Source organism: Luteococcus sediminum, from assembly GCF_054783495.1.
Genome location: NZ_BAAGQL010000045.1, coordinates 20122 through 43404, shown reverse-complemented (window position 1 = coordinate 43404; position 23283 = coordinate 20122). Strand labels below are relative to the sequence as shown.

General features: G+C 68.8%; 20 protein-coding genes and 3 tRNA genes. 14 read left to right on the top strand and 9 right to left on the bottom strand.

Annotated features, from left to right (window positions below; translation table 11 throughout):
• The first annotated feature begins 6 nt into the window (after positions 1–6).
• A tRNA-Lys gene (locus ACYVKA_RS14305) sits at positions 7–82 on the top strand.
• Positions 83–160: 78 nt separating this feature from the next.
• On the opposite strand, the gene ACYVKA_RS14300 is transcribed toward ACYVKA_RS14305, so the two are convergent.
• Complete coding sequence (locus tag ACYVKA_RS14300) at positions 161–1027, bottom strand: aldo/keto reductase (RefSeq protein WP_460706418.1); 867 nt, start codon at positions 1025–1027, stop codon at positions 161–163.
• Positions 1028–1134: 107 nt separating this feature from the next.
• Between ACYVKA_RS14300 and ACYVKA_RS14295 the strand changes: the two genes are divergently transcribed.
• Genes ACYVKA_RS14295 through ACYVKA_RS14280 form a run of 4 tightly spaced genes read left to right on the top strand, consistent with a single transcriptional unit; the run spans position 1135 to position 5526 of the window.
• The gene (locus ACYVKA_RS14295; protein ID WP_460706416.1) at positions 1135–2514 is read left to right on the top strand and encodes an ABC transporter substrate-binding protein; all 1380 of its coding nucleotides are present in this window, start codon (positions 1135–1137) and stop codon (positions 2512–2514) included.
• Positions 2515–2516: 2 nt separating this feature from the next.
• The gene (locus tag ACYVKA_RS14290) at positions 2517–3455 is read left to right on the top strand and encodes a carbohydrate ABC transporter permease (RefSeq protein ID WP_460706414.1); all 939 of its coding nucleotides are present in this window, start codon (positions 2517–2519) and stop codon (positions 3453–3455) included.
• 11 nt (positions 3456–3466) lie between these two features.
• On the top strand, positions 3467–4306 hold the full coding sequence (locus ACYVKA_RS14285; RefSeq protein ID WP_460706412.1) for a carbohydrate ABC transporter permease: 840 nt from the start codon (positions 3467–3469) through the stop codon (positions 4304–4306).
• Positions 4303–5526, top strand: coding sequence for a glycoside hydrolase family 32 protein (locus tag ACYVKA_RS14280; RefSeq protein ID WP_460706410.1), 1224 nt, complete (start codon positions 4303–4305; stop codon positions 5524–5526). Before ACYVKA_RS14285 ends, ACYVKA_RS14280 begins: the two co-directional genes overlap by 4 nt.
• A gap of 15 nt (positions 5527–5541) precedes the next feature.
• Here the strand turns inward: ACYVKA_RS14280 and ACYVKA_RS14275 are convergent, their stop codons facing one another.
• From ACYVKA_RS14275 to ACYVKA_RS14265, 3 genes are read right to left on the bottom strand one after another with little or no spacing between them, the layout of a single operon-like run.
• A complete protein-coding gene (locus tag ACYVKA_RS14275) occupies positions 5542–6564 on the bottom strand; it encodes a LacI family DNA-binding transcriptional regulator (RefSeq protein WP_460706408.1) in 1023 nt (340 codons plus the stop codon).
• A 1-nt stretch (position 6565) separates the two neighbouring features.
• Positions 6566–7300 (bottom strand): type 1 glutamine amidotransferase, encoded by a 735-nt coding sequence (locus ACYVKA_RS14270; RefSeq protein ID WP_460706406.1) that lies wholly within the window; start codon positions 7298–7300, stop codon positions 6566–6568.
• Positions 7297–8490, bottom strand: a complete 1194-nt coding sequence (locus tag ACYVKA_RS14265; protein ID WP_460706422.1) for a DUF1727 domain-containing protein — start codon at positions 8488–8490, stop codon at positions 7297–7299. Before ACYVKA_RS14265 ends, ACYVKA_RS14270 begins: the two co-directional genes overlap by 4 nt.
• A 241-nt stretch (positions 8491–8731) precedes the next feature.
• Here ACYVKA_RS14265 and ACYVKA_RS14260 point away from each other — a divergent pair, with 241 nt between their 5' ends.
• The 5 genes from ACYVKA_RS14260 to ACYVKA_RS14240 all read left to right on the top strand — a co-directional run bounded on the left by ACYVKA_RS14260 (position 8732) and on the right by ACYVKA_RS14240 (position 14381).
• Positions 8732–10051, top strand: a complete 1320-nt coding sequence (locus ACYVKA_RS14260; protein ID WP_460706404.1) for a CitMHS family transporter — start codon at positions 8732–8734, stop codon at positions 10049–10051.
• A 49-nt stretch (positions 10052–10100) separates the two neighbouring features.
• Positions 10101–10574 carry a cupin domain-containing protein gene (locus ACYVKA_RS14255; protein WP_460706402.1) on the top strand — a complete coding sequence of 158 codons (474 nt, stop codon included), beginning with the start codon at positions 10101–10103 and terminating at the stop codon, positions 10572–10574.
• A 191-nt stretch (positions 10575–10765) separates the two neighbouring features.
• A complete protein-coding gene (locus ACYVKA_RS14250; protein ID WP_460706400.1) occupies positions 10766–11590 on the top strand; it encodes a succinate dehydrogenase cytochrome b subunit in 825 nt (274 codons plus the stop codon).
• Positions 11591–11661: 71 nt separating this feature from the next.
• Positions 11662–13632: a fumarate reductase/succinate dehydrogenase flavoprotein subunit gene (locus tag ACYVKA_RS14245; protein WP_460706420.1), complete on the top strand. Its 1971-nt coding sequence runs from the start codon at positions 11662–11664 to the stop codon at positions 13630–13632.
• Positions 13629–14381, top strand: coding sequence for a succinate dehydrogenase/fumarate reductase iron-sulfur subunit (locus ACYVKA_RS14240; protein ID WP_460706398.1), 753 nt, complete (start codon positions 13629–13631; stop codon positions 14379–14381). Before ACYVKA_RS14245 ends, ACYVKA_RS14240 begins: the two co-directional genes overlap by 4 nt.
• A gap of 2 nt (positions 14382–14383) precedes the next feature.
• On the opposite strand, the gene ACYVKA_RS14235 is transcribed toward ACYVKA_RS14240, so the two are convergent.
• From ACYVKA_RS14235 to orn, 3 genes are all read right to left on the bottom strand, one after another.
• Complete coding sequence (locus ACYVKA_RS14235) at positions 14384–15127, bottom strand: TSUP family transporter (protein WP_460706396.1); 744 nt, start codon at positions 15125–15127, stop codon at positions 14384–14386.
• 95 nt (positions 15128–15222) lie between these two features.
• Positions 15223–15298: transfer RNA gene (locus tag ACYVKA_RS14230), tRNA-His, on the bottom strand.
• Between the two features lie 76 nt (positions 15299–15374).
• Positions 15375–15995 carry an oligoribonuclease gene (orn, locus tag ACYVKA_RS14225; RefSeq protein ID WP_394277750.1) on the bottom strand — a complete coding sequence of 207 codons (621 nt, stop codon included), beginning with the start codon at positions 15993–15995 and terminating at the stop codon, positions 15375–15377.
• Between the two features lie 61 nt (positions 15996–16056).
• On the opposite strand from orn, the gene ACYVKA_RS14220 reads away from it, so the two are divergent.
• From ACYVKA_RS14220 to ACYVKA_RS14205, 4 genes are all read left to right on the top strand, one after another.
• A tRNA-Arg gene (locus ACYVKA_RS14220) sits at positions 16057–16132 on the top strand.
• Positions 16133–16157: 25 nt separating this feature from the next.
• Positions 16158–17528, top strand: coding sequence for a PrsW family intramembrane metalloprotease (locus tag ACYVKA_RS14215; protein ID WP_394277746.1), 1371 nt, complete (start codon positions 16158–16160; stop codon positions 17526–17528).
• Positions 17529–17637: 109 nt separating this feature from the next.
• Complete coding sequence (locus tag ACYVKA_RS14210; protein ID WP_460706394.1) at positions 17638–19572, top strand: GTPase family protein; 1935 nt, start codon at positions 17638–17640, stop codon at positions 19570–19572.
• Entirely contained in the window at positions 19572–21221 is a 1650-nt protein-coding gene (locus ACYVKA_RS14205) for a YfjP family GTPase (protein ID WP_460706392.1), read from the top strand. Before ACYVKA_RS14210 ends, ACYVKA_RS14205 begins: the two co-directional genes overlap by 1 nt.
• A 22-nt stretch (positions 21222–21243) precedes the next feature.
• Here ACYVKA_RS14205 and ACYVKA_RS14200 read toward each other — a convergent pair whose 3' ends face one another.
• Positions 21244–22107: a putative RNA methyltransferase gene (locus tag ACYVKA_RS14200; protein ID WP_460706390.1), complete on the bottom strand. Its 864-nt coding sequence runs from the start codon at positions 22105–22107 to the stop codon at positions 21244–21246.
• A 72-nt stretch (positions 22108–22179) separates the two neighbouring features.
• Positions 22180–22869, bottom strand: a complete 690-nt coding sequence (locus ACYVKA_RS14195; protein WP_460706388.1) for an MOSC domain-containing protein — start codon at positions 22867–22869, stop codon at positions 22180–22182.
• Positions 22870–23283: the final 414 nt, after the last annotated feature.

Sequence of the window (23283 nt, the reverse complement as noted above, 5' to 3'; positions counted from 1 at the left end):
TCGCGCGCACCGCTAGCTCAACTGGCAGAGCAGCTGACTCTTAATCAGCGGGTTCAGGGTTCGAGTCCCTGGCGGTGTACCACCTGAATGAGAAGAAGGCCCCGATGAATGGTCGGGGCCTTCTTCTCGTTCCGGGGCCTTGTGGCCTCCAGAATGGCTGTCAGCGGTCGAGCAGCGCCAGCTCGTCATCGCCCAGCTGCAGCTCGGCGGCCTTGGCGGAGTCGGTGATGGACTCGGGTCGGCTGGCGCCGGGGATCGGAATGAGCTTGCTGCTCTTGGCCATTTCCCAGGCCAGTACCACCTGCTGCGGGCTCACGCCGTGCTCGCGGGCGACCTCACCGAAGGCCGAGAAGCGTTCCCCGACGGCCGTCGCATCGCCGCCCGTGCCGCCCAGCGGGCTCCAGGGCAGGAAGTTGATGCCGTGCTGGTCGCAGTGGGCGAGCTCGTTGGCCGAGCTGCGGAAGCGCGGCGAGAACTCGTTCTGGACGCTGACCAGGCCGCCCTCGTCGAGGACCTCCTGGGCCACCTCGATCTCCTCCACATTGGCATTGCTGATGCCGATGGCCTTGACCAGGCCCTCCTTCTGGAAGTCGGCGAAGTGCTGCACCACCTCGCCGTAGACCTTCCAGCGGTCGGGGCGGTGCCACTGGTACAGGTCGATGCAATCCACCTCCAGTGCGCGCAGGGATGCCTCCAGCGCCTTGCGCAGGTAGGCCTTGGAGCCGTCGCGGCCCCAAGTCTCGCCCTCTCCGCGGGTGATGCCGCCCTTGGTGGCCACCACGATGCCGTCACGGCCGGAGATCCCGCGCAGCGCGTCAGCCACCACGCGTTCGTTGTGACCCATCTGGTCCCAGCTGGGCGCATAGATGTCGGCGGTGTCGAAGAAGGTGATTCCGGCGTCCAGCGCCGCGTGGATGGTGGCGCGCGCCTGCTCCGGGCTGGGCTGCGGCTCCCGGGCCATGCTCAGGGGCATGCAACCCATCCCGATGGCGCTGACGGTGAATGGACCGAGCTGTCGAGTCCTCATGGACTCGACGCTAGCGCGTGGACGGAATGAATCCGTGGGAATCCTTGCGGATCAGCGCAAGAAGGATCTAGGCTGACACGTGTCAGGTTCTCAATGAGGAGTGCACTATGGCAGACCTTTCACGCCGTGCCTTGCTTGGTACCGCCGGTGCCGGGGCGGTTGGCACCGCACTCAGCTGGAAGCGGCTCTCTGGCCGCGACATTCCCGGACGTGGTCGCGACGAACTCAGCATCGCGATCAACGGCACGGCCCAGGACGCCGCCTCCAACCAAGGGCTCATCGACGCATTCCAGGTGAAGCAGCCCGACATCAAGGTGCGGATCGTCCCCATCCAGGGAACGGACTGGGGTGACTTCTTCGCCAAGATCCTGACGCTGGTTGCTGCTGGAACCCCACCGGACGTGGTGATGGTGGCCACGGAAGGCACGCAGCTCTTTGCCGAGCGCCTCGCCCATCCACTGGATGAGTTCGTCACGCGCGACCACGAGGAGATGCGGGAGTTCTTCGATGACGTGCACCCGTCGCTGATCGAGGCATTCATGTACCAGGGCAGTCTCTTCCAGTTGCCCTTGAGCTGGAATGCGGCGAACATCTACTTCTCGGCCAAGGCCATGGATGTTGCTGGTCTGGACTATCCGCGAATGGACTGGAGCTGGGACGACTTCCGCAGCCATCTGATGGCGATGAAGCGTAGTGCGACGGGCGCCTTCCGCCCCTTCTTCTGGACCAATCGCATGTGGGGCGGCGTCGTTCCGTGGCTGTACAGCAACGACACCTCCTTCCTCAAGCCGAGTCGATTCGAGGGAGGCAAGTGGCTCTGGGACGCCTTCTACCCCCACGAGAAGAACCGCAGTGGCGGCTACCGGTGGACCGAGCCGAATGCCGATGATCCCAAGGTGCTGGAGAGCTTTGAATTCCTGCAGTCCCTGGTGGCCGATGGTCTGGGCTCCTCGCCGGCCCAGGGTGGCGGCAATGAGCTGGTGAGCCGCTTCGGATCAGGTGTCATCGGCATGACGCCCTCCGGTGGTTACTGGGTGCACGGCTTGGCCCAAGCTGGCATGGAGCGAGACGACTATGACGTGTGCTACTTCCCGAAGGGGCGCACCCAGCAGCACCAGTTCGGCGCTGCTGGTTACGCCATCATGAAGGATTCCAAGCGCAAGGACGCTGCTTGGGAATGGTTGAAGTTCTGTGTCTCGCGCGAAGGCATGGCGATCGCGCAGAAGAACCCGGATTCCAACAGCGCCCGCCGCTCGCACAACACCGAGCTCTACAAACCGCACGGTCCCAAGCACTGGCAAGTGTTCTACGGAACCCTTGACGCCCACCCGACCACCGCGCCGATCCCCGCGCCACCCCAGGCGGCAGCGGTCGAAACGGCACTCATCAAGAACGTTCTGGGAGCGGTCACCGGTTCACAGGCGTCCGTTCGCACGTCCCTGGCCACCCTGCAGCGTGATCTCGAACTCGCGCTGGGGAAGGAGTGAAGATGAGCACCGTCACACCCGTCGTCCGCACGGATGACCAGATGACCGCACCACCCAGCTCCAAGGGACGCCCCGGAGAAGGGCGACTGGCGGCACTCCTGCTCGCACCCACGGTGATCGGCATCGGCTTGTTCACCGTGGTACCGATCATCGGATCACTGGTCCTGGCCTTCTTCAGCTGGGACATCATCTCCAGCCCCCGCTTCGTCGGCCTGCAGAATTTCCAGACCCTGGCCACCTCGCCCACCATCCGCGTCAGCTTCCTGAACACCTTCGGCTTCGTCCTCGTGGCCGTCGCACTGCAGATCGCCGTGGCTCTGGGTCTGGCGGTCCTGGTCCAGTCGAGGATGCCCGGTTGGCTTCGCGCCTTCTTCCGGTCCGTCTTCTTCTTCCCACTGATCCTCTCGGCCGCGTCGGTCTCCTTGATCATGTCCTACCTGTTCAATGAGGACTTCGGCACGGTCAACAAGATCTTGGGCCTGCTGGGGGCCAGCCCCGTGCCGTGGCTGACCAGCACCACGGGTGCCATGGTCGTCACCGTTCTGGTCTACGTCTGGCAGAACTTCGGCTTCACCTTCCTGCTCTTCATCGGAGGCCTGTCGTCCATCCCGCGGGACGTCTACGAGGCAGCAGACATCGACGGCGCGAGCACCTGGAACCGGTTCTGGCGGCTCACCCTTCCCCTGATCAGTCCCACCATGCTCGTGGCCAGCGTGATGGCCATCATCTCTGCCCTGCAGATCTTCGACCAGCCCTATGTGCTCACCCGAGGTGGTCCCGGCGATTCGACCCGCACCGCCGTCATGGTGATCTACCAGTCGGCCTTCCAGGAGCTGCACTTCGGCCTGGCCGCCGCCATTGGCCTCGTGCTGATGCTCATCATCATGTTCGTCACGTGGCTCCAGTTCCGACTCAGCCGCCGCTTCGTCTTCTACATGTGAGGGGCCACACCATGTCCACCACCACCCACGAGGGCCGCGGCTCCCGTCGCGCCCTCCAGCACGCCTCCCTTGCCGGACGCATCCTGGTCCTGCTCGTCGCCCTCTTCCTGACCCTCGGACCTGTCGTCTGGACACTGTGGGTGGCGCTGACGCCAACCGATGCAGCAGGCAATCGCACCCTCAGCCTGGCGGCCTTCCGTGATGTCTCCACCAAGGTCGACATCCTTCGCCTGTTCTGGAACTCCACCCTTGTGACCGGCTTGGCCGCGGCCGGGCAGATGTTCACCGCGGCCCTGGCCGGGTACGCCTTCGCGCGCCTGCGCTTTCGGGGAAGCAACCTGTTGTTCGGCGTCATCCTGGCCACGATGATGGTCCCGATGCAGGTGACGATCGTGCCCGTGTTCATGCTGGTTCGCGGCATGGGGCTGGCCGACACCCTGCTGGCCCTCATCCTGCCGGCCATCCCGACGGCCTTCGGCACCTTCCTGATGCGCCAGTACTTCATGGGCATCCCCGACAGCTTGGCCGAGGCTGCCCAGCTGGACGGAGCCAGTCCCTGGAAGGTCTTCTGGAAGATCTACCTGCCACTGTCCACGCCTGGTCTGGCGATCGTGGGAATCCTGGCCTTCAACGGCATCTGGAACGAGTTCTTCCGCCCGCTCATCATGACCATCAGCCAGGAGAACTTCACCCTGCCCCTGGGCATGGTGAGCCTGCAGGGCCAGCTCGGCACCGGCAGCATGTCCACCGTCCTTGCCGGAGTCGTGCTCTCCATGATCCCCGCCCTCATCGTCTTCGTCATCGGTCAGCGGCCGTTGCGTGAAGGCCTGACGGCAGGAAGCGTCAAGTGACAGATCTGGCACTGCCCATCCACCATGTCCGTCCGCCCAGGGGCTGGCTCAACGACCCCAACGGGCTGGTCCACCATGCCGGGCGCTGGCACGTCTTCTTCCAGTACAACCCTGATTCGCACCGGCACCATCGGATCCGTTGGGGCCATGCCAGCTCCGTGGACCTGCTGCACTGGCGCCTGGAGCCGGATGCCCTGGTTCCCCGAGATGGTGCCATCAACGGTGTCGGTTCGTGGAGCGGCTGCCTGACAAGTGACGAACAGGGACCAACGATCTGCTACACCGCAGTTGGCACCGACCCACGAGAGGCCGTCGGTGCCATTGCGCGGGGTAGCGATGACCTGGTCGACTGGGAGGTCGTCGAGACGGTGGCCGCGAAGCGTCATGGGCCAGCAAGGGCCGAGACCCGTGATCCCTTCGTGGTGGAGATCGAAGGCCATCGCTACCTCATCCAGGGGCACGGCGGGCCCGGGCTGCCGGCGAAGGTGCTCGTGCATGACGCCCAGGACCTGTCCCACTGGCCCCTGCTGGGAGACCTGTGCACGATCGACGACCCGGTGGCCGTCGAGCACGCCGCTGCCGACATCTGGGAATGCCCCAACCTGGTCCGTGTTGACGGCCAGTGGGTGTTGATCCTCAGCCTGTGGCGTCACGACGGCGTACAGGGGCAGTTGTCCGGTGTGCGCTGGCTGGTCGGCGACGTGCAGGTCGTGGGCGGTTGCCCGCGCTTCACCGCTCGTACAGGAGGCGTGCTCGATGACGGGCCGGCGCTCTATGCGCCCCAGGTGGTCACTCATGACGGCCGTAGCCTGCTGTTTGGCTGGTCCTGGGAGGTCGACTGTTCCGGCGAGGAAGTCTCCGAGCGTGGCTGGGCAGGAGTGGTCACCAGCCCGCGCGAGCTGCATGTGGTCGACGACCAACTGGTCCAGCAGTTCCCGGAGGAGATCTTGTCCGCCGAAGGAGCTGGGCTGGGGACCCACTGGCGCGCTTCGGAAGAGCGGCATGTGCTGTTGGAAGCAAGCAGCGCGGGCATCCTGAGCTGTATGCCCTCGGGCGGCGCCAAGGTGGTGGAAGTGCCAACGGGTGCCACCGTGTCCGTCGACGGCTCCCTGGTGGAGGTCCTTGCCCATGGGCGCAGCCACACCACGCGGATCTATCCCCACCGGGACTCGACGTGGCAGTTCAGCGGAACGGCGCGGGTGCGCTCACTTCGCGACTGACCCGCCCACGACCGCTCAGCGGTCTGGGGATGGTGGTGCGATGGATCCTCGTGGCACGGGCTCAACCTCGACCAGGACGTCCTGGTCGGGCAGAGCCCTGCCGTCGATGGCGTCGAGCAACAGTTCTGCCGCGCGTTCGCCCATGCGTCGGTGGGGGAGCAGCACGGTGCTGATCCCCAACTGCGGAGCCACATTGGGGTCGTCGTCATAGCCGACCACCGAGAGGTCCTGCGGAATGCGCAGGCCGCGCTGGGCGGCCGCGAGGAAGACTCCGGCGGCCACCCGGTCATTGGCGCACAGCACGGCCGAGGGCCGTAGCTCGTCGAGCACCCGGGCGCCCACCTCCAGCCCCTTGTCGATCTCCCAGCCGCACTCCACCACGCGGGGATGCAGGCCGTGCTCCTGCATCACGTCACGGTGGCCCCGCACGCGGAGCTCACCTGCCTCCACGCCGAGTCCACCGGCCAGGTGGACGATGTCCCGGTGACCCTGCTCGAGCAGCATGGCAGTGGCGATCCGGCCACCGGTGTACTCGTCCGGGAAGACACCGACCGCCCTGCCGCCGGGATCATGGGCATTGACCAGCAGACAGGGGGCCTCGAGGAAGGCAGGCGGCGGTTCCCACGAGACCAAGCCTTCGGCCACGAACATCAGTGCGTCACACTGCCGGGAGTGGAGCACGGCGATCGCATCGGCTTCCACCGTCTTGTCCCTGTGGGCGTCCACCACCAGCAAGAGGTGCTCTCGGGTGGCCGCCACCTGAGAGGCGCCAGACAGCATGGCGCCACCGAAGGCTCCGCTGCCCACGGAGTCGGTGACCACACCGATGGTGTTGCTGGCGGAGCTGCGAAGACTGCGCGCCACGCTGTTCGGGCGGTAGTGGAGCGCTTCGGCCGCGCGCCGGACGGCCTCCTGCTTGTCGGGGGCGATGTCACCGTCGGCTCGACCATTGAGAACCATCGACACGGCACTGCGAGAGACTCCCGCCACCCGCGCGACGTCCTTGGCCGTCACCTTGCGCGCCATCTCCCTGCTCACCTCACAAGCTGCGGGCGTGCTCGATGCGCTGGCGGCGCAACTGGTCGAGCTCGGGCATGGGCAGCGGATCGAGCTGCTGCCCGGTGGCCAGCTGCAGCAGGTGGTCGGCCAGTTCGGGGTTGCGGGCCAGCACCGGCCCGTGCGGGTAGGTGCCGATCACGCGACCATCGGGGCTGACGGCGCCCTCGGTGCCGCGGCCGTCATTGCCGACCCCCACCTCCACCCGAGCCAGGGGAGCGGCGCCCGGCCCCAGGCTGGTGTGGCCGCCATGGTTCTCGAAGCCGGTGATGATGCTCTCGGAACCGTCCGGGCGCGTCCAGCGGTGCAGCACCTCGCCCACCGCACGCTCGGGTCCGCGACGGGTGGTGACGTCGAGCAGGCCCAGGCCCTCGGTCACCTCGTCGCGGTCCCCGACGGTGAAGGAGTTGCCGCAGACCTGGTAGCCGGCGCACACGGCCAGCAGCACGCCGCCAGCCTGCAGCCCCTTCGCGAGGCCACCATCGGTGCGGATCGCCTTCAGTGCGCTGATCTGGGCCATGTCCTCGCCGCCACCGAGCAGGTAGAGCTGTGCGTCGGCCGGCACGGCATCACCGGGCTCGACGACCACCAGCTCGGCCCCGATGCCGCGCCTCCGCAGCCGCTGCACGGCCACGGTGGCATTGCCCTGGTCGCCGTAGATGCCCAGCAGGCTCTGGTAGACCAGAACGATCTTGACGGGAGTGTGTGCGGGGCTCATGCGAGGCCTCCCAGCTTGCGCAGCTTCTGGAATGGTGTGTAGGTGCTCAGGACGTCGATGACGACGTCCTCGCCGGCCAGTTCGCCGGCGCGGGCGATGGCTGCCGACAGGTCGGGCACCACCTCGTGGCCGACGCCGCCATAGGTCAGGCGCACGGCCAGGTCGAGGGCACGCGGGCCCGTGCAGATGACCCGGCGACCGGCCAGCTGTTCGTAGTCGACGTCCCACAGCCAGCTGACATCCTTGCCGTCGGCGGCGATCGCGTCGATGGCCAGCACGACGGGGTCGGTGGCGGCCAGCGGCAGGCTCTCGGCCCAGCCGGCAGGGTTCTTGCTCAGCATCAGCCGTGCCTTCACCGGCCGGCCGGAGGCGGCACCGAAGGTGGCCACGGCATAACGCCCGGCAGGGCTGGTGACCGTCTGCATGCCGCGCAGCGCCACCTCCGGCTCGATGCCCATCAGTCGGGCGGCGGCCAGCGCACAGGCGGCGTTGGCGCGGTTGAACCGGCCGGGCACCTGCAGGTCGAGGGTCCACGTGGTCCCGTCGGCCTCGGTGACCTCGTCACCGTGCACGGTGTAGTCGGCGACCGGCTGGGTGAGGGGGCACTCGGGGCAGTCCCAGTGGCCACGGTCGAGCGACCCTGGAGCGAGCGGGGCGCTCGTGTGCCGCAGCACCGCGCCGCAGTTCGGGCACAGTGCGGCGTCCTGGGTCCATCCGGCGCCGGTGTCGATCCAGACCACCGTGCGCGCGGTCCCGGCGGCCCAGGTGGTGAGCGGGTCGCAGGCATTGGCGACGACCATGGGCCCGTCGGCCCCGGCAGCCTCCAGTGCGACGCGCCAGCCGCGGCCCAGGCTCTTGATCTCGTGGTTGCGGTCCATCTGGTCGCGGCTGAAGTTCAGCAGCACCAGCACCTCGGGGCGGCCCTCGGCGATGATGCGGGGCACGATCCGTTCGTCGGTCTCCAGGACGGCGATGCCGGCCTGCGGCGCCTCGGCCAGTGCGGAGGCGACGCCGTGGTACAGGTTGGCGCCGTCGGCATTGGTGACCACCTGGCGCTGGCCGTCGGGGGTTCCGGCGCGCACGGCGGCGGCCAGCAGGTGTGTGGTGGTGGTCTTGCCATTGGTGCCGGTGACCGCGGCGATGCGCCGCTCGGCCAGCAACTTGCCCAGCGCCTGCGGGTCGATGCGCATCATCACCTGGCCCCGGATCGAGGCGCCGGAGCCGCGACCGGCCAGACGGGAGGCCAGGGCGGCGGCGCGTCCTGCGGTGGTGGCCAGGCCCAGGCGCAGGTCGGGCCGTGAGGAAGACGTGCGAGACATGGGGTCCATTGTGGCACCACGATTTTCCCGAGATGCCCACCTGGACGACTGACCGCATGGTTTTCTGGGGCATCCGGTCAAGTCCTGGCCGTCGCACCGCAGGAGAACACGAATGATGCTTGCAATCTGGGGCTACCTCATCGTGGTCGTCTTCATGATCCTGATCATGACGAAGAGGGCCACTCCCTTCACGGCCCTGGTCCTGGTCCCCCTGGTCATCGGCACGCTGGCAGGCTTCGGCCTGCGCATCGGGCCCTACAGCCTCGACGGCATCAAGGCCGTCGCCCCCACCGCGGTGATGTTGCTGTTCGCCATCCTCTACTTCGGCCTGATGATCACCGCCGGGCTCTTCGACCCACTGGTCCGTTTCATCCTGCGCATCGTCAAGGGTGATCCCCTCAAGGTGCTGGTCGGCACCGCCATCCTTGCCTCGGTGGTGAGTGTCGACGGCGACGGGAGCACGACCACGATGATCGTGTGTTCCGCCATGATCCCGGTCTACAAGCGTCTGGGCCTGAAGATGATGGACCTGGCGGTCATCGTCATCCTCGCCAACTCGGTGATGAACCTGCTGCCGTGGGGCGGGCCCACCGCCCGCATCATCGCCGCCCTGAACGTGGACGAGGGGGAGCTGCTGCGCCGCATCCTGCCCGGCATGTTCCTGGCCATCATCTGGGTGGTCTGCGTCTCGGTGATCCGCGGGCTCCAGGAGCGCAAGCGCCTGGGCATCCGCGAGCTCGACGAGGACGACATCGCCCATCTGGACGCCAGCATGTCCCACGACGACGACTACCTGCAGCGACCCCGGATGCTGTGGCCCAACTTCCTGCTCACCGCCGTGTTGATGGTGATGCTCGTCTTCGGCGGCATGTACGGCCTGCCGAAGGTGCCGGCCGCGGCGCTGTTCGAGATCGGCTTCGCGGTCGCCCTGGTGCTGAACTACCACAACGTGAAGGACCAGCAGAAGATCATCGAGATCCATGGCGCCAATGCACTGCAGGTGGTGACCATGGTGCTGGCCGCCGGCATCTTCATGGGCATGCTCAACGGCTCGGGCATGAGCCAGGCCATCGGGCAGTCGCTGGCCGACTGGGTGCCCTCCGCGCTGGGCGGGCAGTGGCCGCTGGTGACCGCCATCGTCTCGGCGCCCGGCACCTTCCTGCTGAGCAATGACGCCTTCTACCTGGGCGTGCTGCCGATCCTGGCCCAGACCGGCGCCCAGTACGGCTTCAGCCCGATGGAGATCGGCGTCGCCTCCACCGTCGGGCAGGCCTTCCACCTGCTCAGCCCGCTGGTGGGATTCATCTACCTGCTGCTCAACCTGACCGGCGTCGACATGGGCGCCTGGCAGCGGCAGGCGGGCAAGTGGGCCTGTGGAACCTTCCTGGTCTTCCTGGTGAGCATGTACGTCTTCGGGGGAGTACCGCTGTGATCCGACCGCAATCCCTGCCAGTGTCGGTGGCGCTGGATAGGGTGGGGCCATGGTGACTGACAACGGACCCCAGCCCAATGTCTTCGACATCGAGACGGAGACCAGGCAGAACGAGAACTACCGCACGGTGGCCTGGAGCGGCAAGTACCTCCAGGTGACCCTGATGAGCATCAAGCCCGGTGAGGACATCGGCCTCGAGGTGCATCACGACACCGACCAGTTCCTGCGACTCGACGCGGGCAAGGGCAAGGTGCAGATGGGCCCCTCGAAGGACGAGTTGACCTTCGAGCAGGAGGTCAGCGACGGGTGGAGCATCCAGGTCCCGGCCGGCACCTGGCACAACGTCACCAACATCGGTGACGAGCCGATGCAGGTCTACGCCATCTACGCCCCGGTGCACCACGCGGCCGGAGTGGTCCACACCGACTTCGCCGACGCCGAGGCGCAGGAGGAGGCCGGCAAGGACGAGCCGCCGAGCTGGAGCATCCAGCCCGAACAGTCGCGCTCCGACGAGATCGCCTGAGCGCTCCCGACGAGGCACTGACCACGATGCCGCCCGGCTTGCCGGGCGGCATCGTCGCGTCTTGGGAGCCTTCGGTCGACCCCGCCCACAATGGTAAAACCACACGATGTTACGGTGGCTGAAAGCTTCGCCGAGGGGTCTTCGGTGGCGTCTGGGGCCCGTTCGGTGACGACGACGAGCAGGAGGTCTCAATGCCGAGCCACGATGCCGCCGCAGTGCCCGCACGCAGGGCAGCGGTGGCCGACACCACAATCCAAACCCCCACTGGCAGTCCCACCACGAGCACGTCCCTCGCCCCGCTCGACGAGCAGCGTCGCCCGGCCGGGCACACCGGCGGCATCTCCAATGCCACCTGCAAGGTCGTGATGGCCCTCACCGGCGTCATCTTCGGACTCTTCGTCCTGGTGCACATGGTGGGCAACCTCAAGATCTACACCGGGCCTGAGCACTTCAACGGCTACGCCCACTGGCTCCGCGCCGCCTTCGTCCCCGTCCTGCCCCACGAGGGGCTGCTGTGGATCCTGCGCGCCTTCCTGCTGGCCTGCCTGGCAGGTCACCTGTGGTGCGGCTGGCTGGTGCGCACCCGCGGTCGCGCGGCGCGCGGCTCCACCCGGCGCAAGGGCATGGCAGCCTCCACCTGGATGGCCAGCTCGATGCCGCTGACCGGGCTCATCCTGCTCGGCTTCCTCGTCTTCCACCTGCTCGACCTCACCACGGGCACCGCCCCCGTCGCCGCCGACGCCTTCCGCAGCCCTGAGCTGGAGGCCTCCTTCGCCTACTCCAATGTGGTGGCCTCGTTCAGCCGCTGGCCCGTCTCGCTCGTCTACGGCCTGACCATGCTCGCCCTGTGCGCCCACCTCGCCCACGGACTGGTGAGCGTCCTGCTCGACCTGGGCGCCGCCCCCGGCCGCGCGGCGGTCAAGAAGGCCAGCGCCATTGCCCTCGCGATCGGGCTCGTGGTGGCCATCGGCAACCTGACCATCCCGATCGCCGTCCTGACAGGAGTGGTGAAGTGAGCCCCGCAAAGATCGACATTCCCCGCGCAAGTACTCCGCTCGAAATTCCCCACGCGAGCACTCCGCTCGAAATTCCTCACGCGAGCACCCCGCTCGAAATTCCCCACGCGAGCACTCCGCTCGACGGCCGTGCCCCCGACGGCGACCCGGCCACCGCGTGGAGCCGCGCCAAGTTGCACTACCGGCAGGTGAGCCCACTGAACCGGCGCAAGTTCACCATCGTCGTGGTCGGCACGGGCCTGGCCGGCTCGGGCGCCGCGGCGGCGCTGGGCGAACTGGGCTTCAACGTCGTCGCCTACACCTTCCACGACGCGGCACGCCGGGCCCACTCGGTGGCCGCCCAGGGCGGCATCAATGCCGCCCGCGCCCGCAAGGTGGACGGCGACTCCCTGGAGCGCTTCGTCAAGGACACCGTCAAGGGCGGCGACTTCCGAGCCCGTGAGGCCGACGTCTTCCGGCTGGCGGAGGAGTCGGTGCGTGTCATCGACCACATGGACGCGATCGGGGCGCCCTTCGCCCGCGAGTACGGTGGCCAGCTGCGCACCCGCTCCTTCGGTGGCGTGCAGGTGAGCCGCACCTACTACACCCGCGGCCAGACCGGCCAGCAGCTGCAGGTGGCCGCCGCCCGGTCCCTGCAACGACAGGTCAAGGCGGGCACCGTGACGCTGCGCACCCACCGCGAGGTGCTCGACCTGGTGGTCACCGACGGCAGGGTCAGGGGAGTGGTCGCCCGAGACCTGCGCACCGGCCGGATCGAGGTGCAGCCCGCCCACGCGGTGGTGCTGGCCACGGGCGGCTACGGCAAGACCTTCTTCCACTCGACCCTCGCGCACAACTCGAACGTGAGTGCTGCCTGGCGCGCCCACCGCCGCGGTGCGCTGTTCGCCTCGCCCTCCTACATCCAGTTCCACCCGACTGCGCTCCCGGTGAGCTCCCAGTGGCAGTCCAAGACCACCCTGATGAGCGAGTCGCTGCGCAATGACGGCCGCATCTGGGTGCCCAGGAAGCCCGGTGACGACCGCCCCGCCAACGACATCCCCGAGGAGGAGCGCGACTACTACCTGGAACGCAAGTACCCGGCCTACGGCAACCTGGCACCCCGCGACATCTCCTCGCGGGCGGCGCGGGAACAGATCGAGTCCGGCCACGGTGTCGGGCCGCTGCACAACAGCGTCTACCTCGACTTCCGCGATGCCATTGCCAGGCTGGGCAAGCAGACCATCGCGGAACGTTACGGCAACCTGTTCGAGATGTACCGCGATGCCACCGACGAGGACCCGTACACGGCGCCGATGCGCATCGCCCCCGGCGCGCACTTCGCCATGGGTGGCCTGTGGAGCGACTACAACATGCAGACCTCCATCGAGGGGCTCTTCGTCGGCGGGGAGGCGGGCTGGGGCTATCACGGCGCCAACCGCCTGGGCGCCAACTCGCTGCTCAGCGCCTGCGTCGACGGCATGTTCACCCTCCCGTACACGATCCCCGACTACCTCGCCGGGCACCTCAACGAACCACTGATCGGCCTCGACGACCCGGCCGTGCAGCAGACGGTCAGCCAGGCCACCGGGCGCCTCGACCGCCTCATGGGCATCGGCGGCACCACCGGCGTCGACCGCTTCCACCGCGAGCTCGGGGAGATCCTCTACACCGGCTGTGGCGTGGCCCGCAGCGCAGAGGGCCTGGTCGAGGCCATCGGCAAGGTGCGCGAGCTCAGGCAACGCTTCTGGAGCGACCTGCGCATCCCCGGCAGCGGGGCCGAGCTCAACCAGGAGCTCGAACGGGCCGGCCGCGTCGCCGACTACCTCGAGATCGCCGAGCTGATGTGCCTCGACGCGCTGGACCGCGACGAGTCGTGCGGGGCCCACTTCCGCGTGGAGCACCAGACCCCCGACGGGGAGGCGCTTCGCGATGACGAGAACTGGTGCTTCGTCTCGGCCTGGGAGCACACCCCGGGTGCCGATGGGCAGCCGGGGATGCCGGTGCGCCACGCCGAACCCCTGTCCTTCACCGCCGTCCCACTGCAGCAGAGGAACTACCAATGAGGATCACACTGGAGGTCTGGCGCCAGGCCTCATCCCAGGCACCGGGGAAGTTCGTCACCTACCAGGTCGACGATGCCACCCCGCAGATGTCGATGCCGGAACTGCTCGACCGGCTCAACGACCAGATCGTCGAGTCCGGCGGGGAGCCTGTAGCCTTCGAGAGCGACTGCCGTGAGGGCATCTGTGGCTGCTGCGGCATCACCGTCGACGACCGCCCGCACGGGCCGGTGCCCAACACGCCCACCTGTCAGCAGCACCTGCGCAACTTCAATGACGGCGACATCGTGCGGCTGGAGCCCTTCCGCTCGGCGGCCTTCCCCGTCGTGAAGGACCTCGTGGTGGACCGCACGGCCCTGGATGAGGTGGTCTCCAGCGGCGGCTATGTCAGCGTCGACACCGGCACCGCGCCCGATGCGGAGGACCGGCAGATCACCTTCGCCCGGGCCGAGAAGGCGCTCGACTTTGCGGCCTGCATCGGCTGCGGGGCCTGCGTCGCGGCCTGCCCCAATGGTGCCGCCCACCTGTTCGGCGGTGCCTTGCTGACCCACTTCGCCACCCTGCCGCAGGGCCGGGCGGAGCGGTCCAAACGGGCACGGGAGGTGGGGGCCGCACTGGAGGACAACTTCGGTCCCTGCTCCACCTACGCCGAGTGCGTGGACGTGTGCCCGGCCGGGATCCCGCTGGCAGCCATCGGTGCGGTCAACCGCGAGAAGATCAGGCTGGCCTGGCGCCGCGGCAGCGACGACTGAGCTCAGCCCGTCAGGCTGAGAAGTCCGCGCACCAGTGAGGTGGCTCCACCCAGGCTCGCCAGCAGCAGCGCCAGCTGGCGGGCCCGGGTGGCCGTCACCCGGCGGGCGAGCCGTGTACCGATTCGGACCCCCACCAGGACGGTCGTCACGACCACCAGGGGGAACCACCATGGGGGAGTGCCGGTGGAGGTGGCGCCCAGCAGGGTCTTGGCGAGCACCGAGAGCAGGCCCATCGTCATGAAGACCGGTTGCAGTGTGGCCTGGAAGGGGCGCTGTTCCCACCGGGCCAGACGCGAGTAGACCACCATCACCGGGGCTGCGATCCCTGCGGTGGTGTTGAAGGCGCCGCCCAGCAGGCCAGCCAGCCTCAACGGGCCACGGCCAGTGGCCCGAGGCAGCTCGGGAAGCCAGACGCTCACCGCGATGGCCAGCATCACCACCGAGCCCAGCACCACCTGCAGCCAGGCGGCCGACAGCTCACGCACCAGCAGTGCCCCGGCCACAGCCCCCGGCACTGCCCAGCAGACCAGCACGCCGGCCCGTCGCCAGTCGACGTCACGCCGCACCGCCAGCATGATGAGCAAGCCCGAGACGGTGGTGGTGGCATTGGTGACCAGCACGCCCTGGGCCGAGCCCAGCAAGAGCGCCAGCACCGGCGCGCAGACCAACCCCACGCCCGTGCCGGACAGTCGTTGCAGGACGGTGCCCACCAGGATGGCGCAGGCGGCCACGAGCCAGACGGTCATGGACCCATCGTGACAGGACGGGGGGGGGAGACCAGTGGGGCGCTCGCCGGGAATGGTTGAAGGCCCCGGTCTGGTGACCGGGGCCTTCAACTTCGTGGGGTGAGTAACGGGACTTGAACCCGCGACCACCTGGACCACAACCAGGTGCTCTACCAACTGAGCTATACCCACCATGAGGTCGGAACCGGAGCTCCGAACTGCTGGATCAGCCTAGCGTCAAATGACGCCAGTGTGAAATCGGGATGTCTCAGGCCGTCAGATCGGCGGGACGGGCACCGGTCAGGATGCCTTGGTGCTTGCGCGCGATCGCCTTCGCCTCACTGGTCGAGGGGCCCGGCGCGGGAACGAAGACGGCCTCGCGGTAGTAGCGCAGCTCCTCGATGGACTCCTGGATGTCGGCCAGCGCGCGGTGGTTCCCGCTCTTGGCAGGCGACTGGTAGTAGGCGCGGGGGAACCAGCGACGGCTCAGTTCCTTGATGCTGGAGACATCCACGTTGCGGTAGTGCACCCAGCCCTCCAGCTCGGCCATGTCGCGGGCCAGGAAGGCGCGGTCGGTGCCGATGGTGTTGCCGGCCAGCGGGGCCTTTCGCGCAGCCGGCGCGTGGGTGCGCACATAGTCGAGCACCTGCTTCTCGGCCTCGGCCATCGTGGTGCCCGAGGCAAGTTCGTCGAGCAGCCCCGACTTGGTGTGCATCTCCCGCACGAAGTCGCCCATCTGGGCCAGCGCCTCGTCGGAGGGTTTGATCAGGACGTCAACGCCTTCGCCCTGCACGTTGAGCTCGGAGTCGGTCACCAGGGCCGCCACCTCGATCAGCGCATCATTGGCCAGGTCGAGCCCGGTCATCTCACAATCGATCCACACCATCATGTCGTTCACCCGTCCACCCTACGCTGCCCTCCGCGCCGGGCCGCTAGCATGGACCCGGCCAGCCCCAGTAGCTCAGCGGATAGAGCAGCAGCCTTCTAATCTGTCGGTCGCAGGTTCGATTCCTGCCTGGGGCGCCATTTGACCGCCGTACAGGATGGATGCATGGAGCAGATCGCGCGAACCGCCTGGACCCTGGGTGGACAGCTGGCCCCCGACGCCCAGGTGGCTCCCGAGCGGCGTGCCCGGGCCCTGTCCGGCCTGCCCGCCCGCCCGGGGCCCCGCCGGCACTGGCTGCGACGGCTCGCCACGAGCTGGCTCACCTGGTTCAGCCTGGCCTTGTTCGTCGCCTACGGTGCCGGACTGTGGTCGGTCTGGCGGATGCTCTCGGCCGACCAGGTGACCCCCGAGGGCACCATCCCCGGCCTGGACTGGCCCACCATCAAGCAGTGCGCCCGCTACGCCGCACCCACCGCACTGGTCTGGTCGCTGGCCTTCATCCTGCTCGACCGGCTGCGGCCGCTGCGGCCGCTGTGGTGGCTGCTGGCCTTCGGCTGGGGCTCGTGCATGTCCATCTGGTTCAGCATCCACGTCAACTCGTGGGTCTCCACCCTGCTCAACGTCTCCGCGAGCCCCGGCGACCCAGCCGCCCAAGCCAGGCCCGCCGTCTTCGCCGCCCCCTTTGTCGAGGAGGCATCCAAGGCCACGATCATCTTCCTGGTGGCGGTCCTGGTGCGCTACCGGGTCGTCTCGGTGCTTCAGTCCGTCTGCCTCGCGGGACTGGCGGCGGTGGGCTTCGCCTTCACCGAGAACATCGTCTACTACGCTCGCGCCATGGTCTACGGCTCGGTCACCATCGGCACCGGCGACGTCGAGGAGGCCGTGCAGCAACTGGTCTTCCTGCGTGGCGTGATCACCAGCTACGGCCACCCGCTGTTCACCATGTTCACCGGCATCGGCATGGTGCTGGGGCTGCGCACCCGCAGCAAGCTGGTGCGCGTGCTGGCACCCCTGACCGGCTTCGTGCTGGCCGCCCTGGGGCACATGTTCTTCAACGGCATGAGCTCACTCAGCCAGGACTCGATGACCTCGCTGGTGATCCGCTTCGTCCTCGTGGTCGGCTTCATGCTGCTCTTCCTGCTGCGCCAGCTGTTCAAGGAGCTCAAGCGGATCCGCACCCGCCTGGAGGACTACCAGCGCCTCGGCTGGCTGGCCCCCGGGCTGGCCGAGACCTATGGCAGCGCCCGCTCCCGCAGCTGGCTGCTGGTCGTCGCGGCCCGCCGCGGCTGGCGCTGCCTGCGCGACACCCTGTCCATGATGCGCGCCGCCACCGAGCTGGCCTATCTGCGCGACGCGATGGTGCGGGGGATCGTCGATGCCGCCGGCCAGGAGCGCGAGGCCGAGCTGCTCACCCAGATCGCAGCACTGCGGCCCGTCGCCCTGCACCAGGCCAATGGCCTGCGCCTCGACCTGCCCTGGCACCGCCTCGCCGTCTGGCGCCGTCGCCGGGCCAGGCAACTTGGCGCCCACGGGTGAGCCCACGCAGGGGAAACCCTCAACCACCGGGGAGCGTGACACTCCACTTCATGCCAAGGTGGTGCAGTGATCTGCGGGGCACGCCCTGCATCCAGCCGAAAGGAAACCGGTGAGCAGTCAACTCCTGGCCCAGTCCCTGACCGAGCTGCGCGAGTCCCTCGCGCCCGTCAGGCTTCCCCTCGCTCTTCCCCAGGCCATCGAGCAGGCCCGGGCCGCCCGGGAGATGTCGACCCAGCTCGACGACTACGTGCTGCCCCGCCTGGCCACCATCGAGGCCCCGCTGCTGGCCGTGGTCGGCGGCTCCACCGGCGCAGGCAAGTCGACGCTGGTCAACTCGCTGGTCGGACGAGTCGTCACCACCCCCGGCGTGATCCGCCCCACCACCAAGTCCCCAGTGCTGATCTGCCACCCCGACGACGTGCGCTGGTTCGCCGACGAGCGGATCCTGCCCGGCCTGGTGCGTTCGCGTGCCAGCTCCCAGGACTCCAACAGCCTGCAGGTGGTCGACGAGCCCACCATTCCCCGCGGCCTGGCCATCCTGGACGCCCCCGACGTCGACTCCGTCGTCGAGCAGAACCGCCAGCTGGCCGCCCAGCTGCTGCAGGCCGCCGACCTGTGGGTCTTCGTGACCTCCGCCGCCCGCTATGCCGACGCCGTCCCGTGGGACTTCCTGAAGCAGGCCGTCGACCGCAGCGCCGCCGTGGCTGTCGTGCTGGACCGCATCCCGCCAGCCGCCATGAACCAGGTGCCGCCGCACCTGGGCCGGCTGATGACCGAGCGTGGGCTGGCCGACTCGCCGCTGTTCGCCGTCCCCGAGACCGAGACGACCAGCGAGGGCCTGCTGCCCGACGCCGCCGTCTCCCCGATCCGCACCTGGCTGGCCACGCTGGCCGCCGACCAGGCCAGCCGCCAGCGCGTGGTCATGCAGACCCTGGACGGCGCCATCGGCTCGCTGCTCACCCGGGCCCCGGCCGTCGCCGATGCCATCGATGCCCAGGCCGACGCGCTGGAGAGCCTGCGCAGTGACGCCGCCGCGAGTTATGCCGAGGCCGTGCGTGCTGTGAGCGTGCAGTCGGCCGACGGCACCCTGCTGCGCGGCGAGGTGATGGCCCGCTGGCAGGAGTTCGTCGGCACCGGCGAGTTCATGAAGACCGTCGAGCACCGCATCTCGTGGCTGCGCGACCGGGCCGTCAGCGCCTTCAAGGGCACGCCCCCGGAGGCGGACAACGTGAAGGTGGCCGTCGAGTCCGGCCTGGAGGCCCTGGTGCTGGAGCAGGGCGAGGCCGCCGCCGAACGCGCCGAGGCTGCCTGGCGCGCCACCCCCTTCGGTCGCGACGTGCTGCGCGCCAACACCGGCGTGGACCTCGCGCGCACCTCGCCCGGCTTCCAGGCCGAGGTCTCGCGCGCCATCCGCGAATGGCAGGGCGACGTGATGGAGCTGGTACAGGAGGTGGGCATGGGCAAGCGCACCCAGGCCCGTTACCTGGCGCTGGGTGTCAACGGCGTCTCGGTGGCGCTGATGGTCTACGTCTTCGCCCACACCGCCGGCCTGTCCGGCGCCGAGGTCGGCATCGCCGGCGGATCGGCCGTGCTGTCGCAGAAGCTGCTGGAGGCCGTCTTCGGTGACGATGCGGTGCGCCGCCTCGCCGAGCAGGCCAAGCAGCACCTGGATGCCCGCATCGAAGGCGTGATGGCCCAGGAGATGCAGCGTTTCGACGACGCGCTGCGCGGCATGGCCTCCGACCGTGACCAGGCCGTGCGCATCCGCGAGGCCGTCGAGGCGGTCACCTTCGCCCGCCATCAGGACGAGGACGTGATGGCCGTCGACGCAGCCCTGCAGCCGCAGGAGATTGCCGCGGCCGGCAGCGACCAGACCGTCGACCGCTCCGACGACGCCGAGCGTGAGGTCGGCCACCAGGAGCGACCCGAGCTGGAGGCGCCGCGCGCCGACCGCAACCCGATCCAGATCAACACCGTCACTGGTCTCGATGATGCCGAGGTCGTCGAGGCCGAGATCGTCACCGACCGACAGGACCTGCGCTGATGGCACGCCGCAATCCCGACCGCTCCACCGTCGCCACTCGGGTGGTGGCCCTGTCCGAGACCGTCGAGCTGTGCGACGGCCGCATCGAGCCCGGGCTGCTGGAACGGGCCCGCAGCATCGTCGGTCACACCGACCAGCGGATGGCCTTCAGCGGTGACCTCACCGTCGTCGCGCTGGCTGGCGCCACCGGCTCGGGCAAGTCGTCCACCTTCAACGCCCTGTCGGGCACCCAGCTGGCCGTCCCCGGCGTCACCCGGCCCACCACCAGCAAGGCGATGGCCGCCTGCTGGGGCCGCGAGGTGCCCAATGACCTGCTCGACTGGCTGCAGGTGCCCACCCGGCACGTCGTCAGCGGGGGAGACCCGGCCCTCGACGGGCTGGTCCTGCTCGACCTGCCCGACCACGACTCCACCGAGCGCGCCCACCGCGACGAGGTGGACCGCCTGGTGCAGCTGGTCGACATGTTCATCTGGGTGGTCGACCCGCAGAAGTATGCCGACGCCGCCCTGCACGACCGCTACCTCAAGCCGATGGCCGACCACGCCGACGTGATGCTCGTCGTGCTCAACCAGGCCGACCGCCTGCCGGCCGGCCAGCTCGAACCGACCATGCGCGACCTGCGCAATCTGCTGGACTCCGAGGGCCTGGGCAAGGCGCGCATCGCCGCGATCAGCGCCACCACGGGGATGGGCGTCGACGAGCTGCGCGCCCAGCTCAAGAAGGCCGTCCAGGACAAGCAGATGGCCGCCAAGCGGTTGGAGGCCGACGTCATCCGTGTGGCCCGCGAGCTGCAGGCAGAAATAGGTCATGCCGAGCCGACCGAGATCGGCAAGTCCCGCGAGTCCCCGCTGAACAAGGCCCTGGGCGAGGCCGCGGGTGTGGGTGTGGTGAGCGAGGCGGTGCTGAAGGCCACCCGCCACCGTGGCACCCTGGCCACCGGCTGGCCGGCGATCAGCTGGGTGAAGCACCTTCGTCCCGACCCGCTCAAGCGCCTGCACCTGGATGCCATCAGCAGTCGCACCGGCAAGGCCGGCAAGTCCGACTCGCTGGAGCCCGTGCGCGTGCAGCGCACCGGTATCAACAGCGGGCAGCGCGGCTTCAACGGCGTCCAGCAGGCCCGCGTCGACTCGGCGGTGCGCTCGCTGGCCGACGAGGCCTCCGCCGGGTTGCCGCGCGGCTGGCAGGACGCAGTGCGCCGTGCCTCGCGCCGTGACGAGGACAAGCTGGCCGACGAGCTCGACCAGGCCGTGGCCACCACCGACCTGGCGATGGACCGCGGCAGGGGCTGGTGGAAGATCTTCCAGGTGCTGCAGTGGATCCTGATCACCGCCGTGGTGATCGGCGCCGGCTGGCTGGCGCTGCGGATGGCGCTGATGTACTTCGGCTTCCCGCCGCTCTCGCTCGGCCCGACCTATCGCGGTTTCGCCACGCCCACGCTGATGGTGATCGGCGGCGTCGCGGCAGGCCTGCTGCTGGCCGCCATCAGCCGGGTGCTGGTGGAGTTCGCCGCCAAGCGCAAGGCCGAGCGCGCCACCCGCGTGCTGGAGAAGGCGATCGGCGAGGTCTCCCGCCAGCGGATCATCGACCCGGTCAACAGCGAGCTGCGCCGTTACGAGCAGGCGAGGGACCAAGTGGCACGAGCTCTGTGAGCAGTCTTTCCCCGGGTCGGGCTCACTGCCCGGGCACCCGGAAGACGGTGGCCAGGAAGTGCACGCTGACCTCGAGTTCGTTGAGGCCGGCGAGACGCTCCTGGCCCTCGCGCGGGGTGTTCCACCGGTAGGGCGTCATGCCCCAGACCTCGTGCAACTCTTGGGCGCTGGCCAGGTGGACGGTGTCGGTGAACCGGCGCCGCTCCACCACCTCCAGCTCCTCGGTGAGCCGCACCAGCTCGTCGTGGGGGCGGTAGTGCGGGTACAGCACCTGGCGCAGCTCGGCCAGGTGTGAGTCGCCGGGGGAAACCACCAGGATCCGTGACCCGGGCCGGGTGACGCGGGCGAACTCGGCCTCGTGCAGCGGCGCCATGATGCTGGCCAGCAGGTCGACGCTGCCGTCGAGCACCGGCATGTCGATCACCGAGGCGACGGCCGGCAGCACCGACGGGGCGCGTCGGGCGGCCAGCTGCATCGCGGGACGGGAGATGTCGAAGGCCATCGTGGGTGCCTCACCGGTCTCCAGCGCATCGGCCATGGCCGCGGTGAAGGTCCCCTCGCCGCAGCCGACGTCGAGCAGTGACGCGACGGGCTCGTCGGCGTGCAGGTCGGTGACCAGCTGCCGCACGCCGTCGGCCAGGACCCGGTAGTGCCCGCGGTCGAGGAAGCGGCGACGGTCGGCCACCATCTCCTTGTCGTCGCCGATCACCTCCTTGCGCGCCTTGCCGGGGCGCAGCAGGTTGGTGAAACCCTGCTTGGCGCGGTCGAAGCGGTGACCCCGTTCGCAGACCAGCTCCCGGGCCTCGACCGCCAGCCGATGGTGGCAGACGGGGCAGGCCGCGATGCCGTGCGGTGTGGGCTGGGTGGGTTCGGTGGTCTGCGTCACCCGACGAGCCTAGTCACTCCATCCACCATCCCGGCGACGAGCTTGATGTCGCGGTGCGTGCGTCACAGGAGGTCAGCGCACCAGCTTGGCGCGCTCGCCCACGGTGATTGCCGCCGGGGTGACGACCCGGGCGTAGACGCCCAGGTTCATGTCGCGCTCCTGTCCGAGGCGTTCCAGCCAGTCCTCCCCGGCTGGGGCACCGTCCTGCGGCACGTCGATCATCCGGCAGCGAGGGATGCGTTCGGTGACGTGGAGGCGCGCGATGTCGAAGGCCAGGTCGCGCCCCACCCAGGTCTCCTCCACGAAGGGCGTGCTGGTCTGCAGCACCACGTTGACGCGGAGGCGGCGGGGATCGGCGTCGATTCCCCACTCGCGGGCACACCAGTCGAGGGTCGCACTTCCGACCAGGGAGACGGGGCTGCCGTCGTGGTGTGGCGCGAGGCCCTCGGGGTGGAGGGAGACGGGCGTGCCCATGCGCGCCGAGAGGTGGGTATCCAGCTCGGGGTCTCCGGCCATCCAGCTCTGTCCGTCACCGTCCACGGGGACGGTGAAGCCTTCGGTGCGGGCCGAGAAGTCGAAAACCTCGTCATGGCGACGGAAGCGGCGCGAGTCCTTGCCCGAGACCAGGTGCCCCTGGTCGTCGACGACCGCGAACCAACGGTCGCCCGCCACACCACGGTGGTCGAGCTGGACGAAGCGGAGTTCCTCGCCGCCCATCGACTTGACGGGATAGCGGCGGATGCGGGTGACGCGCAAGGGCATGGACCAAAGCTAGTGGGCGGCGCTGTCGCTGCAAGGGCCCTGTTGGGATGGCAACTGCCCGGTGACCGTGGCCCCAGGTCGCCCGTCTTGTGGGCATTTGTTGTTGGTCCACCCACCACAAATGCCCACAAGACGACGGTGAAGGCGTCACGCAGACGGTTGGCTCCCTGTCGCTGGCTGGCCGGGACTTGCCTCACCCGGGCCAGGGGCGGCGGCCACAGGCGGTGCGACGCGATTGATGGTGCGGGGCAGGAAGATGCCGAGCAGTGGCCCCATGGACAGCGCGACCACCCCCCCATTCCAAAGCCCAGGGTTCCGCCCAGAAGCCATCCGAGGGTGGCGACTGTCACTTCAATCCCCGTGCGTACCCGGCGTACTGGCTGCTTGGTGATGCGGGTGAGGCCGACGCTCGGG